General features: G+C 57.8%; 5 protein-coding genes. 3 read left to right on the forward strand and 2 right to left on the reverse strand.

Translation table 11 applies throughout. The features are described 5' to 3' along the window. Positions 1-154 precede the first annotated feature (154 nt). Both NBH13_RS04825 and NBH13_RS04830 read right to left on the reverse strand, forming a co-directional pair. Positions 155-4,369: an ATP-dependent DNA helicase gene (locus tag NBH13_RS04825; protein ID WP_250779148.1), complete on the reverse strand. Its 4,215-nt coding sequence runs from the start codon at positions 4,367-4,369 to the stop codon at positions 155-157. Continuing rightward, a complete protein-coding gene (locus NBH13_RS04830) occupies positions 4,366-8,430 on the reverse strand; it encodes a PD-(D/E)XK nuclease family protein (RefSeq protein WP_250779269.1) in 4,065 nt (1,354 codons plus the stop codon). Before NBH13_RS04830 ends, NBH13_RS04825 begins: the two co-directional genes overlap by 4 nt. A 238-nt stretch (positions 8,431-8,668) precedes the next feature. Between NBH13_RS04830 and NBH13_RS04835 the strand changes: the two genes are divergently transcribed. From NBH13_RS04835 to NBH13_RS04845, 3 genes are all read left to right on the forward strand, one after another. Further along, complete coding sequence (locus tag NBH13_RS04835; RefSeq protein WP_250779149.1) at positions 8,669-10,096, forward strand: serine/threonine-protein kinase; 1,428 nt, start codon at positions 8,669-8,671, stop codon at positions 10,094-10,096. A gap of 105 nt (positions 10,097-10,201) precedes the next feature. Further along, a complete protein-coding gene (locus NBH13_RS04840; protein ID WP_250779150.1) occupies positions 10,202-16,231 on the forward strand; it encodes an Ig-like domain-containing protein in 6,030 nt (2,009 codons plus the stop codon). 81 nt (positions 16,232-16,312) lie between these two features. Next, positions 16,313-17,653 carry an AAA family ATPase gene (locus tag NBH13_RS04845; protein ID WP_250779151.1) on the forward strand — a complete coding sequence of 447 codons (1,341 nt, stop codon included), beginning with the start codon at positions 16,313-16,315 and terminating at the stop codon, positions 17,651-17,653. Positions 17,654-17,655 lie beyond the last annotated feature (2 nt).

Consider the following 17,655-nt stretch of genomic DNA (forward strand, 5'->3'; position numbering starts at 1 on the left):
GTGTGCCCGCCCACACATGCTGCACGAGGGTAGCGGCGCTCCTCCACAACGCTGCCCGCAGTGCGTTACCCTACGGACAGGCTGGAAAGCGCCGCTTTTCAACGATGATCAAGAACAAGCAGGATGCATACACGCATCTCTTGGCGCACCAGCACTAGTCGTTGTCGGATTGTTTCGGAATTCCGTAGCTCAACTCGGCAAGGATCTCTTCTTCTGTTTTATCGGCGGCGTTCAGCTGCCGATTGCCCTCAACAGGCTCACTCAGATAGTAGAGGCAGGCGTCGATAGCATCAAGCGGTACGCCTTCCATTGCCGACAGCAGCATCCGATACATATCCAACTGTACTAATTTTTCCTGTATTTCTTCTTTTTTTCTAGGTTTTTTTCCAGTTTTCCAATCGACTATTGTATATTGTTTTGATTGGTCCTTTTCATTGAGACCCCCAAAGAACACCGCGTCAAGCTTGCCATTGACGATGGTGCCCAATTGCGGCACATTGACGACAATCTGCCGCTCCGCCCACGCAGGCTTACGTTGCGCCCATGCCGACGCCGCAAGACGCTGCTGCCAATCGAACAATGCATTGTTTTCCATTGCATTTTCCATTGCATTTTCGACCGTATTTTCGACCGTATTTTCGACCGCCGCATTATTTTCTTGAGATTGCATCCTATTGTTGCGTTCGATTTCGGCAAGCATCGACGATCTCGATTCAGCTACGCGCATATTTCCGTTGCCTTCGGTACCGTCGACGATGCAATCAATATCCACGTCGGCCATAATGAACCGTTCCGCCCACGCATGGAACTGCGTGCCCAGCTGCGCGGCCGGCGAGGCAACGTTCGGAATCGGACGCACAAGCCCACGCCAGTAGGTGCGGGCGCCACGATCGTTCATCATGCCCGCGCGCGCCTGCAGGGAAGTGACGTTCTGACGGCCGGACGCAAGAATCTTCTCGCCTTGCGCACGCACCGAACGGTCGAACGCGTCCTGCGATGCGTCGGTCAGCATGTCGGGCATGAGATTGTCATCATCGACCAGCAGCTGCGCGCAATGCAGCAGCGAACCGACCGAACCGAGCGCAACGTCATCAGCAACAGCATCCGCCCCCACGCCGGCATCCAAGTCCGCAGCGGTGGTGGCCATCGCATCACGCACCTGATCGGCGGACGAACGCAACATTTCGCAAGTCGCTTCAGTCAAATCGCACGGCCATGGCAGGAATCGCTCGCCTTCCAGAGGCTCAAGCGGCGCGTTCCAAGCATCGCCGACCACTGCATCCTCGAAATCGCAGGCATGCTCGCCCACGAAATATCCGTCTGGCAATGGCGCGCCAATCGAATGCAAGCTGGAAATGCCATTTTCGGAAAAATCATCTCCAGAAAAATCTACACCCGTGGCGTCCTCAACTTCCGCAATATCGTCCAAATTGCTCGGTTCATTCGCCTTGGAAACGATATTGAGCATGGAGTCATACACTTCCTGCCAGAAATTCGACGGTTTGGCCACTTGTCTGCGCTCACCCACGGCACGCGGATCACGGCTTTCCACATTCGTTTCGCTATAGGTGAGCAACGCCTCATGACGGGCGCGGGTCAACGCCACGTATGCGAGACGACGCTCGTCGGCATGCAACCGGCGGCCATATTCCTCGCTCTGCGTCAAATACAGTCCATCAGGATCGACGCCTTCCATGTCGTCGACATTCATGGTGCGCAGGGTGCCGAACACTTCATCGTCGATGATTTCCGCATCTTCCAAGGCTTCCAAGGCCTCCAACGGATTCCAGCCGACGAGCGCGTCATGGGGGAATCGCGGCAGAATATCCGCATCCACGCGCACAGGAACAGGCACCGCGGCGGGATTCGTCAGCCACGTTTTGGCGTTTTCATGGTATTCGGGAGGCGTCCATACGCCATCCCGGAAACCATTGAGATGCGTTTCATCAACGGCCACGCTCAGATTGTCGCCCTTGTTACTGGGAAATCCGCCATCGGTCATGCCGACCACGGCCACGGCATCCCATTCAAGCCCCTTCGACTGGTGCACGGTCATCAACACCACGTCGACGGGCACATCGGGGGCCACCGCGTTCTCTTCGGAAGCGTCGCGCAGCGAATCCACCCATGAGATGAACGCGCGCAGACTCGGCACGCCTTGCGATGCGATCTCCTGCATATACGTGTCGACGAGTTTCATCACAGCGTCTATCGGCGACTTGGCGAGCGCCACGTGGGAGGCGTCAAGCGTGGCCTCGGCATGATCGGCACGCATATGCCGAGCCAGTAGCATGTCGATGTCAAGATTCAACGCCGTAATAGCTTCGCGAACCACCTCCGGCAGCGGGTGGCCGAGCACGCGCTGCACTTGGCGGAGCATATCCGCGGCACGCAGCACCGCCTGCACTCCCCTGCGGCTCAGCCTGCCATCGATGAGTTGTTCAAGATCGTCGCGCAGTATGAGATCCACCAGAAAAACAGCATTTGGCACTTGGTCGCGGTATTCGCGCACAGTGGAGCGGATTTCAGCATTCGACAGACCAGAGTCGGAAATTGTTTCGCCATTTCCGAAATCACTGGTTTTCCCGGAAGTACCGGAATCACCGGAATTTATAGAATCACCGGAATTCCCAGCTTTCGTAGCATGCGCAGGAACAATTCCCGCCGATACGAGCGCACGATACCGGTACACCGTATTCACTCGCTCCGCCGTGTCCGCAAGCGCCTGCAGATCGTCGGCTTCAACGGCGAATCGTGGCGTCGCCAGCAGTCGCATAAGCGCCGCACTGTCGGTATGGTCGCTGACCACGTGCAGCAGGGCGAACACGTCCTGCACTTCCGGACGTTCCAGCAGGGCCGCCTGCCCCACGACCAGCGTGGTCAGCCCGGCCTGCTCGAGCGCTTCCGCGTATTTCGACATGGTTCCTTTGGATCGGAACAGCACCGCCACATGCGGGCGATTGTCTTTCGCACCATGGTCGAGGTCACGCGCAGAGGGCGTATGCAGGGCGATCGCATATTTGGCGAAGCGCACGACCGCATCGACTTCCTGGCCGAATGTGGCAAATCCGAGCACGCCAATCGTGCCTTCGGGAGCTTCTTCGATGTTGGAGAGTGCAGGCACGTCGACTTCGCGCATCAGCGAGCTGCTGAGGCGTCTGGCTGGCAGTCGCAACGGTTTGGTGAGATTGTTCGCCGCTTCGAGCACCATGCGCGAATTGCGCCGTGTCACCGTCAATGCGAACGGTTTGCTGGTGGCGTCCATGCCGAAATCGTGTTGCAGCATGCGGAATGCGCCCGGGCTTGCGCCTCGCCATGCGTAGATCGATTGGAAGGGGTCGCCGACCGCGTTGACCGCGCTGCGATGCGTATTGTCAGCGTGGAACAGCGCGCTTAGCAGTGCGGCCTGCGTGGTGGAGGTGTCTTGGTATTCGTCGAGAAGCACATGCGAGTAGCGTTTGCGGTATGTTGCGCCGATGGATGGGAATCGGGAGACCAGTTGGAATGCCGCGATGGTGAAATCGCTGAATTCCGCCATATTGCAGGCGCGTTTTTCGGCATGATAATCAAGCACGAGGTCGAGCAGCAAGTTGCGCTGCTTGGCGACGGATGCGAGTTGCATACTGTTGAATACGCACATGCTGTGCCCAAGTTCGCGGTATTTCTCCAGTTTCTTTTCGTAATCCGCATCGGAATCCTTTTTCAGCCGTTTCGGCGGTTTTGGGGATTTCGGCTGCTCAGTTGGCACGGTTTCGCCGTCAAGCGCCTTATCAACCTGTCTGATGAACGCTTCATCCCAGTCGCGCACACGTTGCACCGCCTCGTCGAAGCTGGTGCAGCCGCTGCCGATCATAGCTCCAGAAATGGCGTTAGACAGGGCGAATACGTTGCCCGCTATGGTGTTGAACGATTTCAAATCGCCGTCGAACGCCATGAGATCGACCATATGCTTGTCGAGCACGGTGTGGATGAGCTGCATGGCTCCGGCCTCGCTCAATGGCTGCGTGTTTTGGTCGAAGCCGACAAGCAGTCCGTATTGACGCACAATGGATTGGAAGAAAGCGTCGTACGTGGAGACTTCCGGTTTGAGGAACGCCATATTCGCCGATTTCAGCCCACGTTCACGCTGGTTACGGCTCACGGCCGCGGACACGCGCGACAGCAGTTCCGAAGCCGCTTTGCGCGTGAAAGTCAGTCCGAGGATTTTTTCGGGGCTCACGCCTTGTTCGATCAGTGTGATGATTCGCCTGGTCATTGTGTAGGTTTTGCCCGATCCGGCACCGGCGACCACCACCACATCCTCATAGGAGGGCGCTTGGATAACGGCGGCCTGTTCCGGACTGTCGGTGAATTTCATGGTTCCGCTCATGCCGTTCTCCTTTCGAATACGGTGTTCTGTTCGCCCGCGCAGGCCGGGCAGACCGCAGTGTTCCTGCAATATTTCATATGTTCCGATGTTGGCCTTGCCGTGATTTCGTTTGCCCTGCTGGCTGCGGCCGCGTAGAAGACCCTGGCGATCATGGTGAGAGACCATACCGCCATGGTGTCTCGCAAGCCGATGAATTCGCTCCAATGCTCGTCGCTCACTTCCATCGGTGGAAGCATCTCGTCGAGTCCGTCTTGGAAATCCTTGTCAAGTTTTTTGATGTAGTAGCGCGGCACGAATGCGCCCGTATTTAGGCTTCCGCTCGCGAACAACGCCTGCTGCATATGCGATTCGGCGGCGGTGTTGCCATATGGTGCCGGGAATGCATGCTTCGTTACGTGGAACAGCGCGCTTTGCGTGATGTTCGGCGCAGCAGCCACCGCCTGTGCCCCATGCAGACCGCTTCCTTCGGGGAACACGAGTCCCAGCTGGTAGCAGACGAGCTGCAGATCATTGAACAGGCCTTCGCCGTTCGGACTTGCACCGGTTTTGTAGTCGATCAGACGCACTTGCTGCGTGCCGTCCGCCATATCACGACGTTCCACACGGTCGATTCTGCCGGTCAAGCGTACGGTGAGATGTTCGCTCATGCCTGTTTGAGGCCATCCTCCGACCAACGTTCCCATAATGGCGATCAATTCGTTTCGTGAAATCGCATGAATGCCGTCCATCGCATTGTAGGCTGCGAGAATATCGTCGAAATCGAATTTTGCGGTGAATTTCAGTTCAGGTTCGGCTTTCGTGAGTTTTCCAACGCTGAACGCATCATTGTTTTTAATTGGATAATCACCATGATTCGATTGAACGAAATACGTGGCGATGTTACGCAACGCATCCTTCGCCTGTTCATCTTTTTTCAATGCCTGATATCGTTGCGCGGGATCGGTGATGCCGTTCAGATCGCCGCGTAGACGCTCATATTCGGCATACATTTGCTCGGTGATCGCGTCGATGTTGTCCATATCGCTGATGGCAGTATGCTGTTCCGGCATGTCAAGTCCGGCTTCGGTGGCCTTCTGCGCCACCATGTGGATCAGCGAACCGAAACTCGTGGCGGCGCTGCCCATGCGCGGGCCGGAGAAACGGTTTTCAAGCATCCAGCACACCGGGCACGCCCACAGATCGTCCACCGCGGACGGAGACAGGGTTACCACGTCGGATTGCCGTGTCTTGCCATCCTGAATCGTTTTCCGCGCAGCGGACGAAACAGGTTCCTCCACGAACGGCCAACAATCGGGATTAGCCGCCCTAATGCCTCGCGAGGACAGCAATGCCAATGTTGCAGCGGCGTCACGCGCCTTCGGGCTGTCCGGCGGTTCCATCGCAAGCACACTTCGCGCGGCCGCGATCAAACCACGGGGATCGGATTCAAGTCCCGCATAATCGCCCTGACTGCCGATCGCCGCATATTCGCGCCGTTCCATATCGGCGTCTCTATCGCGGTCAAACCATTCCGGCACATATCCGTACAGAAAATCAGATGGCACGTGGTCGTCGTTCAGCACGGCGCTCATCACCGCACGCTCATCGGCACGGGTCAATGCCACCAGGAAGCTTTTCTGCTCGGATGCGAGCACGGCAGCCAATTGCGCATCCCGCTTGCCCGCCGAAGTGGTGACGGTATCGGACAGTTCGCCATGCAACATCACATCGGCGAGTTCCTCACCGCCGAACAATGTGTTGCGTGGCGTAAGATTCGGCCATTGCCCTTGCTGCAAGGACGGCAGAAACACCAGGTTCCAATGCCTTCCCGCCGCGCCCGCGGGCGTGGTCAGCGTCACCGCCTGGTCGATGGGCGCGGTATGCGCCAACGAATCCGCCTCGATGGTCAGCGAGCGCACCTGTTCCATGAACGCTTCGATGGTGTGCGCGGCGAACTCGCCGCTTGATTCGCCGCCGGAAGCGTAGTCGAACAAGCGCATCGCCGCATCAAGTCGGTCGTTTGCGGCACGGCCGGACGCCGAATTTTCCAAGGCTACGCGCTGCCAGATTTCCGCTTTTCCACAGGCACGCCATGCGCAATCCAATACGTATTGCGGTTCGCGCAAAACCAGCTTGCGTTCCGCCTCGCACGTTTTGTCAAGCACCTTCCACAATGACGCGAAAGCCTTGACCTGTGGATCCGAGCCCGTCACGGAGGAGATCGTGTCGATCACACGATCGGTGTTTCCTTCCAAAAGAAGCACGTATAGAGCGTCCATATCGAACACGGGATCATCCTGGTCTCCATCATGCCCACCATCATGTTGACCTTCGTCGGGAATCGCATGGCATTTCGCCATGTATTCATGCCAATCCGCCATCAAACGCAGCAGCGACGACTGCTGTTCAACGTCCGTCTTCGCCATGTTTGCAGAATCCTGCGCGCGAATCTCATCATCGCCCACAATCTCAGCGAGCGAAGCCAACGCGTGCATCGCGGATTCCACGGACGCGAGACGGGCCGGGCGCCCTTCATGCTGCCTGTCGCCGCCGACCGTAATCAGCGGGGATGCCATGATCGACGCCACACGTGAACGAATATAGGATCCGGCCGCCTGCGGGTCCATGCCCGAAGCCGCGATTGTCCGCCTTTTCAATTCCGCCAATTCAATCAGCGCGAACAGGCCTTGCACGAACGGTTCGTCCTTCAACGGTCGCGTCACGCTCGAATAGCGCACGGGAACGCCGTCGGCACGCAGCCGTTCGCCGAACGCGCGTACGGTGGCATTGTCATGCGTGATCACAGCCATGTCGTTCCATTCGCGGGAACGTTGCAAATGCTCGGTTTTGATCTTCCACACCACGTCATCGAGCTCTTCGGACGAGGAACGGTACAGGGCCGTTTCCACACTGCCGTCGGCAGGCGTGACGCAAGCATCCGTATTGCCGGACGGCAATGCTTCGATAGGCATCGCCCCCGGTATGTTCCGCATTTTGCCTGGGCGCTCCGGCAGGGGCACGTCAGTCGGTTCCGTGCTTGCGATCGACAGGCTTACGCGGGTCGCGACAAGCGTGCGATAGTCATCATGTACGTTTTGCCTGTTCGACGCGTTTCGAATGGTTTGCGCGCCATCATTTTCGCATGCGGCATACAGGTTTTCGATGCGCTCCAATCGCGCTCCCATGCGCGACTGCGCCTCGTTGAACAGATATTCCGGATACGATCCACGGAACGTCTGCACGGCTTCGTCGGGATTGCCCACCAACAGCAGACGCGTCCCGCGATTATGCAAAGCCTCAAGCAGAGCGAAACCAGCCAACGTCGCATCCTGGAAATCGTCGACGATCAGCATGTCTGGAATATCGGCATCCCATATGTCAGGCACGGCCTCGGTGGCGTCGATCATCAGTTGTGACGCATCAAGACGGTATTCGCCGGAATAGGCTGCACGAATCGCCGCATTGTATTCCTCACGCAGCGCAAAAGCGAGACGCCACTGGGTACGCAGGCGTTCACGACGCGCGTCAAGCTCGCCATTCCTGCTGGCCGCACGGGCGATGAGCATGTCTTCAAGCTCCGGTTTCGCACCGATTTCATTCATGCGCGCAAGCATGTCTCGCAGTTGGCTGGCGAATGCGTCGGTGGAATCGTCGACCACCAGTCCGGACCATTCGGAAACAGCGAAATATACGCGCAGCAGATCGCAGATAGCGCACTCGTCGCCATGCTGCCTATGTTCCACATGTGATGCAAGCACCTTGCGGATGATCACATCCTGTTCGGCGCCGTTCAACAGTTTCGGCAACGGTTCGCCCTGTGCGGATCTTGCGGCCGCCAGCAGGCGGAATGCGATGGCCGACAATGTGGTGACCGGTCGAGCCTGCGAAACCGCCGACAATTCACGGATCGCGCGATCGCCCAACATGTCGGCGATCTGTCTGCCGGACACCGTCATCACGGCATTCGCATCACCATACCGCTTCATCGCGGCGATCAGCATGTCCAACGCAAACTCCGTTTTTCCACTGCGCGGCGCTCCCGCAACCAACGTGACGTGAGCAAGATCTTCCAAATCCATCATGCCTCCCAACACTACTAGTCTCATCCTCCCTTACCTGACAGAATCCGGCAATGGGAAAACTTATGCCGGAAGGCTCGATGGCTGCGAAAGGGGCGGAAGACATGGGAACAGCCTCGAACGCCCGTCTTTGCATGCGAATATTCAACCCCTTACTGGTAGGTTTTTGGGTTGGTCTTCGGCTAACATGGCCTTTGGAGAGAGCGGCTGAAAACATACGCACTACGAGGAAAGAGAGCATATGGAAGCCATGGACGGCACTCCCCCTCAAATCCCTGGGTACGCATTCGCCCAGAAGTTGGGTTCAGGTTCCGAAGCGAATGTGTACTTGTACCAGCAGCTTTCCCCCAGCCGTCAGGTGGCCATCAAAGTCAGCAGGGGAACGCTCGACCTGCGCGCGGCGGCAAGATTCCGTTCCGAGGCGAACTTCATGGGCAAGATCTCATCACACCCTTACATTCTTTCGATGTATGAAAGCGGAGTCACCACCACAGGCAACGGCTATACCGTGTTCGAATACGCTCCGGGAGGCAATTACAAGACCTTCCTGGAATCCAACCGTCTCAGCGCAGACCAGATGCTCACCGTCGGCATCAATCTGGCAAGCGCCCTTTTCACGGCGCACCGCGAAGGCATCATCCACCGCGACATCAAGCCCAGCAATATTCTTATCAACGCGCATGGCATGCCCATGCTTTCCGATTTCGGCATCGCGGGAACGATTTACGGGCGCCCCGGCATCGGCTACACCATCGCGTGGGCTCCGCCGGAAGTGCTTGCGAAGAACGGCGGAGGCAACGAATCCTCTGACATCTATTCTCTGGGGGCGACGCTGTTCGCCATGCTGACGGGCCAGTCGCCGTACAAATACGGCTATTCCGCAGCTCTTGGCGCAACCCGAGGCAAAAATCGCGGCGCTCTGCTGCGAAACATCATTCTCACCAATCCGCTGCCCAAGCTCAACAGGCCGGATATTCCCCAGCAAGTGGAGCGGATCCTGCGCAAGGCGTTGAATAAAACTCCGGAGGACCGATATTATTCCGCATACGATTTCGCGCGTGACATGCAGCGTGCGCAGCAGGAATTGTATGGCCATGCCACGCCGACCACGGTTGAGGGTGAGCCACCGTTCCCGCAGAACCTGTACGCACAGTCGCAGGCGAACGTTCAGGTTTCGCCGACTGCCCCAAAGCAGCGCAGCACTTGGGCCAAGCCTCTTGCGATCATTGTTTCGGTGGTCGTCGCGATTGCAGCCGTCGCGCTGGTGTTCGCGTATGTGATCATGCCGAATATGGATTCCGCTTCCGACAACAGCAGCGTGCAGATCAAGAATCCAGGAACACGCGATCAGGAGAACGATTCACCGGATTCGGCCATCACCACCGGCAGTGTGCCCAGTGTCGAGAATATGACCGGGTCATATTCCGCCGATGGCAGCAGCGTGCAGTTCACTTGGGTGAACCCCGACCCTCAGGATGGGGATTCGTACGTGTGGTCACTGGTCGGCGATGCCGGCATCGATTCGAACGCCCAGGGAACCACCACCACCGACACTCATATCAGCATCGAACCCGCCGACGGCTCGCAGACCTGCATTCAGGTGAGCCTCATCCGGACCGACCGTCAGATGTCGCAGAATCCTACGATCGCGTGCGCAGCTAAACCATAAGCATCGCAGCATTTCGCAACAGGGTCGGCCGACGGCATTATTCAATCGCAGGCGACGTCCGGAACGAACACAACGACAATCGGAACATTCAGGGAAGAACCGGAAATGGGCAAACGCAAGAACGCAGCCAATCAGTCGGCACAATCGTATGAACGTCAATTGCGCTTCGGATCGATGATGCGCAAACTGCTGTTGCCGTCGGGAAGCAGACGGTGGATCACACCGATCATCATGCTGCTTCTGCTGCTGGGCATCATCGCAGGCGCGTTCATCGTCCGTTCGGTGACGCAACGGCATGTGCAACTTGACGACGGCACCGTGTGGATCACTTCGCTGAAGGACCGCAAGGCCGCACGATTCAATGCGAAAAACAAGGATGTGAACGCTGGAGTCTCATCCGCGGCCTCCCGTTTCGACGTGGCCCAACATAATGGCAACACCGTGATTTCCGAAGGTACGAAAGCCAGCAGCATCGCGGCTTCCACCATCAGCGAAACCGGCAACACCGCCATCAAAACGGATATCGAAACCATTGTCGGAGGCGACACCGCAGCGTTCATCAATGTCAAAACCGGCAATGTGTGGGTGGGATCCGCTTCCGATGTGAAATCCGTCAATCCAACCACCGACAAGCCGAACATGAAGCTGGGATCCGGTGGAAAAATCGCGGTGACACACGACGGAACCGTATACGGATACCGTGCTTCCGATGGTGCGGTGCTGAGCCTCGACGGGCCGCAGGGCACGAACGAGCAAACAGACACAATCAAAGGCGCACCGCATGCCGAATCGTTCACCGTTATCGACGCAACCCCGGTCGTGGCGGCGAAAAGCACCGTGTACTGGCCGCAGGGAAGCGCAGCCATCAATCTGCAGGGCGACATGACCTTGCAAGCCCCTTCCACGGACGGCAAACAGAACGGATGGGTGGCCGTGGCGACACCACGTGGACTCGCAACGGTGAACCTCAGCACCAAGAAAACCTCTGAAACCCCGAATTCCGGCAAAGGCGAGGCCGCCCAGCCGGTATCCACAGGAGGATGCGTATTCGCCGCATGGGCACAGAAAGCCAACAATTACGCCAAAGCATGCTCCGCCGACGGTTCGGACACGACATTCGACACCCTGACCAACATCAACGCCACTTCGGAACTGATATTCCGCACCAACCATCGTCTGGTCATACTCAACGACGTGGTCAACGGCAACGTCTGGAATCCGCAGGAATCCACCAAAGTCATCAAAATCCAATGGAACAAGGTGGAAACCAAACAGTCGAAGCAGCAGGAACAGAACAACGACAGTGCCAACAACCAGCATAATTTCAGCAAAACCTGCTCGTCACAATCCGGGCAGATCAAAGCGGAAGACGATTTGCTCGGCGCGAGAACGGGATCGCAGCAGATTCTCGACGTGCTTCGCAACGACGAGCAGACCGACTGTTCCGTGCTGCGCATCACCTCGGTAAGCGCCCCGGACGGAGCCAACATCAGCGTCTCACCCGTATATGACGGACGATACCTGCAGCTCGACGCATCCGCGGCAGCCGAGGGATCGGTATCGTTCAGCTATGAGATTTCCGACGGACGCGGGCAGACATCCAACGCCAACGTGAACCTCACCTTGGTCGGAAACGACGACAACGCGCCCCAGCAAACCGATACGCCACCGGAAATCGACGTGGAGCAAGGAGCCACCTACACCACCAACGCTTTGGGCAGCTTCTCCGACCCCGACGGCGATCCGCTCACGCTTGTATCCGCAACCCCGCAGAACACCGACCAGGTGACCGTCTCCACGCGAGCCGACGGGCAGCTCGTATTCAACGCGGGATCCATGTCTTCCGGCAGAGCCAGCATCGAAGTAACCGTTTCCGACGGACAGCAGACCGGCACCGGCATGGTGTATTTCTCAGTGAAACCGGCCAACACGTTGGCCGCAGTGATTGATCCGGTAGTCAAGCAGACCACGCCAGACGCACGCACCACCGTCTCGCTCAAACAATACGTGCACGGCACCTCGGCCGAACCCACGCAGCTGACCGCCGTGGAAACCCCATCCGGCGCATCCACAGCCATGAACGCCACCGACATGTCGTTCACCTTCAGCGCGGCCAACCCCGGCACCTACTACGTGCCCTACACCATCACGCAAGGATCTATTCCCACGACCGGCCTGGCCCGCATCGAAGTACAGGCCGCAACCGGAGACTCCGCCAAACCCATCGCCGCCAACGACGTGGCACTGCTCGGCGCCGACAACACCGCGATCGTGGAGCCCCTAGCCAACGACGTCGACCCGATGGGCGGCGTATTGTCCGTGACCAACGTGACCGCCGACGCGGCAAGCGGCATCAAAACCGGCGTCGTGAGCAACAAGCGCGTCTACATCACCGCACGACAGGTGCCGACCGAACCCGTGCAAATCAAATACAGCGTAGCCAACGCAGCAGGCACGTCGACCGGCGTGATCGTACTGCAGCCGCCGGCGTTGACCACCTCCAACTCCATACCGAAAGCCGACAACATCACCACGCAGGTACGCACCGACGGCATCGTCTCCATCGACGTGCTCGACCACGTTACCTACTCCGACGGCACCACGGTAAACCTGCAAAACGACCTGCAATACGACAAGAGCACGTTCAAAGGACTCGTATTCGTATCAGGCAACACCGTACGATACCAAGCATCCAACCAAACCGGATCCTTCCCCGTAACATACACGGTCAAAGACAATCTCGGCAACGCGGCATCTGCCACAATCACCATCAACGTGCATCAAAAAGACGCCGAAAACAAGGCGGCGCCAACACCATCCGACGTTGAAGCACAGGTTGCGGCAGGGCAGAAAGTACAAATCCCAATCATCCTGACCGGCATCGACGCCGATGGTGACGACGTGCAGCTGCTCGGCCTCGGCAACAAGGCTCCGACGCTCGGACGCATCAGCGAAGTCGGAGCCACCTACCTGGTATACGAGGCATATGCCGACTCCGCAGGAACCGACACCTTCTCATACGCCGTCGAAGACTGGACCGGCCAACGATCCCAAGCGCAAATCCGCGTGGGCGTGTTCAAATCCGGCACCGACTCGGGCGTGTACGCACGCGACGACGAAATCACATTGCGCCCCAACACCGCGGCAACCGTACCCGTGGCGCAAAACGACATTTCCGGAGACAACACCGACCTGACCGTCAGCAAAGACGTCGAATCGCAAGACATCAGCAATGTGAACGTAGTGGATAATGCGCTCGCCTTCACCACGCCTCAGCAGGCGGGCACCTATTACGTGGTGTATACGGTCAAAGACAAGGCAGGATTGTCAGACACAGCAACGCTGACGGTGAACGTCGATGGCAACGCCACCATCGAACCGCCGACCGCATACGACTACCGTGTGCCTTCTTCGGCGACGATCGACAAGAAATCGGTCGACGTGGACGTTTCGCAATGGATTGCGAACCCTTCCGGCAGCGCCGACGAACTGCACGTGGCCGTTGATGATTCGGCCACCGACCATGCGCATGTCAAAGGCGGAGACAAGTCCACGACCATTACCGTGGAATTGACGGACGAGGCGCGAGCCGTGCCATACACCGTGACCAACACGACGTATGACATCACGTCCACGGCGTTCATCCAAGTGCCCGCATACGGCGTATTTCCGCCGGCCCTTCGGCCGAAAGCGCCGGCTTTGAAGGTGAACGCGCGAGAGACGATCACCATCAATATCGCCGATTACGTGCGTGTGGGCGCAGGCAAGACCGCGTATGTGGACGGCGCCGATTCGGTAAGCGCCACGAAAGCCGCGGACGGCGACCTGTATGTGAACGACCAGACGTTGAAGTTCACCGCGCCGAAGGACTACTCCGGCCCTGCATCCATCACTTTCACCGCGGTGGATGGCAAGCGCGACAAGAACGACAAGGTGAAAATCATCAATTCGGCAGTGTTAACGTTGCCGATCACCGTGATCGGGCGCGACGTGCCCGCGCCGACGTTCTCTTCGTCCACCATCGACGTGGTCGCCGGCGAGAGCGCCACCACCATCGACCTGACCGCGTTGACCCATTCGGCGTCCGACCTATACGACGACGAAAAACAGTACACGTATTCGGGTGGCGCTGATTCCGACCAGGTGAGCGCCAAGGTGAGTTCTAACGGCAAACTGACCGTGTCCGCCGACAAAACCACGTCGCCGGGAACCACGGTGAGCGTGCCCATTTCAATCCAATATTCGAGGGGCACGGTGAACGCGGGCGTCACGGTTCGCGTGACGACCTCCAACAGGCCTTTGGCACGCATCAACGCGAAAACCGTGAAGGTCAAGGCGGGAAGCAGCGAGGAAGTGAACCTGCTTGCCGACGCGTACAATCCGTTCCCCGATTCCGCATTAACCGTGACCGGATGTACGTCCGACGGCGCGTCGAAGCTGACCGTGGACTGTCCGTCAAACGGTGTGGTGTCGATCAGCGCAGCTTCCGACATCGGCGCGAGCACCAACAAGGTGATCGTCAACGTGCGTGATGCCACCAATACGAAGGAACGTGAGATAACAGGCACCATCAACGTTTCGGTAATGGACAGGCCGGATGCGCCTCTGCTCTCCCCCATCGCGGGAGACCCGCAGGATGGCGCGGTGAATCTGAGTTGGACGGCCGGTTCTTCGAATGGCAGCCCGATCAGCGGATACAAGGTGACGTGGAACGGCGACGGTTCCGGCGAGAAATTGTGCGGTTCCGTGACCTCCTGCCAGATTACCGGTTTGAAGAACGGCAAGACGTACTCGTTCAAGGTGCAGGCCAAGAATGAGGTCGGCTGGTCGAAGGAGTCGAACAGCGTGGAAGGCACGCCTGACAAGCTTCCGGACGCGCCGACCGATGTGAAGGCCGAAGCCGGCAGGAACACCGTCGTTGTCACATGGAAAGCTCCGGAAGGCAATTTCTCCGCCGTCGACGGCTATGAGGTGACGTTAAATGGATCCAATATAGCGAATCCGACGCAAAAGGTTGAAGGTACAAGCTTCACGTTCAAATTCGACGACAATGCGATTACCAATGGCGCATCCTATACCGCCACGGTCAAGGCGCATAACAAAATGAACTGGAGTCAGCCATCCGCCGTGTCCAATGCCGTTTCGCCTTGGGGTAAGCCTGACAAACCAACCATCTCCGCAGTGCAGAATGGCGACAAGATTGTGGTGAGCGGGCGGATCAATGACGCCCGTAACTCGAAATACCAGTCGATTACGGTAAGTATCAGAGACGAAGACAGATCCGTAGAGACCAATGCCACGGACTATTCCGTCGAATTCGACATCAAGAACGAGTGGTATTACAAAGAGATTAAGCCAACGATTACCGTGGTCACGGAACGCAGTGGTTCGTCGAGCAGCGAAACATCCGTTTCGCCCTTCACAGCAGTCGACCCTCCAACCAATGTGAAGCTGGAACTCAGCAACAATACATGTGTGGCGACCTGGTCCAAAAAAGGGCGCGTCACAGGCTTTGTTGTAAGGGCCAAGGATTATTACAATGCTGATCTTCACGAGAACAGAGCAGAATGGCCGCTTTCCGGTAACTGGAGCACCTGCGATACGGTAAATGTTCAGCAATACTTCATTGATACGTCACATATCAGCACCCCTGAAACTGCCAACAGCAATACCGTCGGCAACAAAATCAAAGCGGAAATCACTACCATGCCGACCCTTTCCTGGGATGCCAATGACACGAATCTCATCAAGGTCTCCGGCGGATCGGTGAAAACATGGAATCAAATTGGCAGCTACTCTTTCGTATTCACCGGAGGTGGCAAAACATACGAAATCCCTTGGGCCCAAGGTACCAGTCAGTTGAACGCCGAAAAGCTACCAACGGGGGTTGACTACACATGGAAGTTTAAAGTCACCGGTCCAGACCCGGCACTCAACAACGAAGCAGACGGATCAACGATCAAAGACTCCGACCGCTATAACGAACCGACCCCCGATCCTAAGCCTGATTCCAATCCGGACCAGTCGGGATCAGGGCAAAGTGACGCCCCTACGGCTTCATCCGTAGCTCTTTCCACCATCGATGGAAAAAGCAAGCCGTGGGTGAGAGGCTTGGCCTATTACGCCAATCGCTAGCCGGTATGGCAATCTCGACGAACAATCCAATATCGACAACCAATCATCAATACGACCAATAGAAGCAAGCAAGGAGCACCCATGAGCAACGAAAACGATGACGACGCCACCCAGCTGGGTTCCATCGGGCACCATATGAACAAGCCGCAACAGCCTGGCAATCCGCAGATGCGCCCCGCATTCCAAGCTCCAAGCCTGCCGACGCATCCGCAGAAGCAAAGCGGCGACGATGAAGACACCGTGCTCAGCGCATACAACGCAACGCCCTCCAGGCCTGCAATGCCTACGGTTCCAACAACGCACCCCATGAAGGCGCAACCGGCACAGCCGGTGCAGATGCAACAACCGTTGCCGCAATCGCAGCCAATTCCGGCAGCGGCACCACGCCAATTCCCGCAGGCCACAACATCGCAAGCCAAGCCTGCGCAGCCAGCCGCAACCTCGTCCATGATGTCCGCGCCACAGGCCGACATCACCGAATTCCACAACCAGTTCGCCAAACTGGTCGACAGCGTCTCCCAGGTCGTGGTCGGCAAGGAACAACCGATCCGCCAATGCGCCACCGCCATGATTGTCGGCGGCCACATTCTGCTTGAAGACAACCCCGGAACAGGCAAGACGCAGCTGGCCCGAGGCCTCGCCAACTCCATCGACATGTCGTTCAAGCGCATCCAGTTCACTCCGGATCTGCTGCCTTCCGACGTGGTCGGCGTAACCTACTACGACCAGAAGAACGGCGAATTCGAATACCGCGAAGGCCCGATTTTCGCATCCATCGTGCTTGCCGACGAAATCAACCGAGCCTCGCCGAAAACACAGTCCGCGCTGCTCGAGGTCATGGAAGAGCAGAAAGTCACCGTCGACGGCGAAACCCACGCGGTACCGCAGCCTTTCATGGTCATCGCCACCCAGAACCCCATCGAACAGCTCGGCACCTACAAACTGCCGGAAGCGCAGATGGATCGTTTCCTCATCAAAACAACCATCGGCTATCCGAGCCATGACGTGAGCGTAAGCATTCTCAAGCAGGTCAACGTCACCGACCGTGCATCCACTGTGCATGCGGTGCTCACCGGCAACGACGTGCTACGCATGCGCGCCATCAGCGAAACCATTCATCTTGACGACGCGATCCTCGAATACATCGTGCGCTTGGTGGAAGCGACGCGCCACAACGAACGCATCCAAGTCGGATCGTCCATGCGAGGCGCACTCGCGCTGACCCGATGCGCCCGAGTGTGGGCAGCGTCCAACAATCGCGGATATGCGGTACCCGACGACGTGAAGCAGCTGGCGGTCGCCGTGCTCGCGCACCGCATCACGCTCACCGCAGAGGCCACGTTCGCCGGATACACCCCCGAACAGATGATCGAACAGATCCTCGAAAACGTACCTGCACCGACCGTAGGCGCCACCGTCTGAAA

This window comes from Bifidobacterium intestinale (assembly GCF_023656765.1).
GTDB classification, from domain to species: Bacteria; Actinomycetota; Actinomycetes; order Actinomycetales; family Bifidobacteriaceae; genus Bifidobacterium; species Bifidobacterium hominis.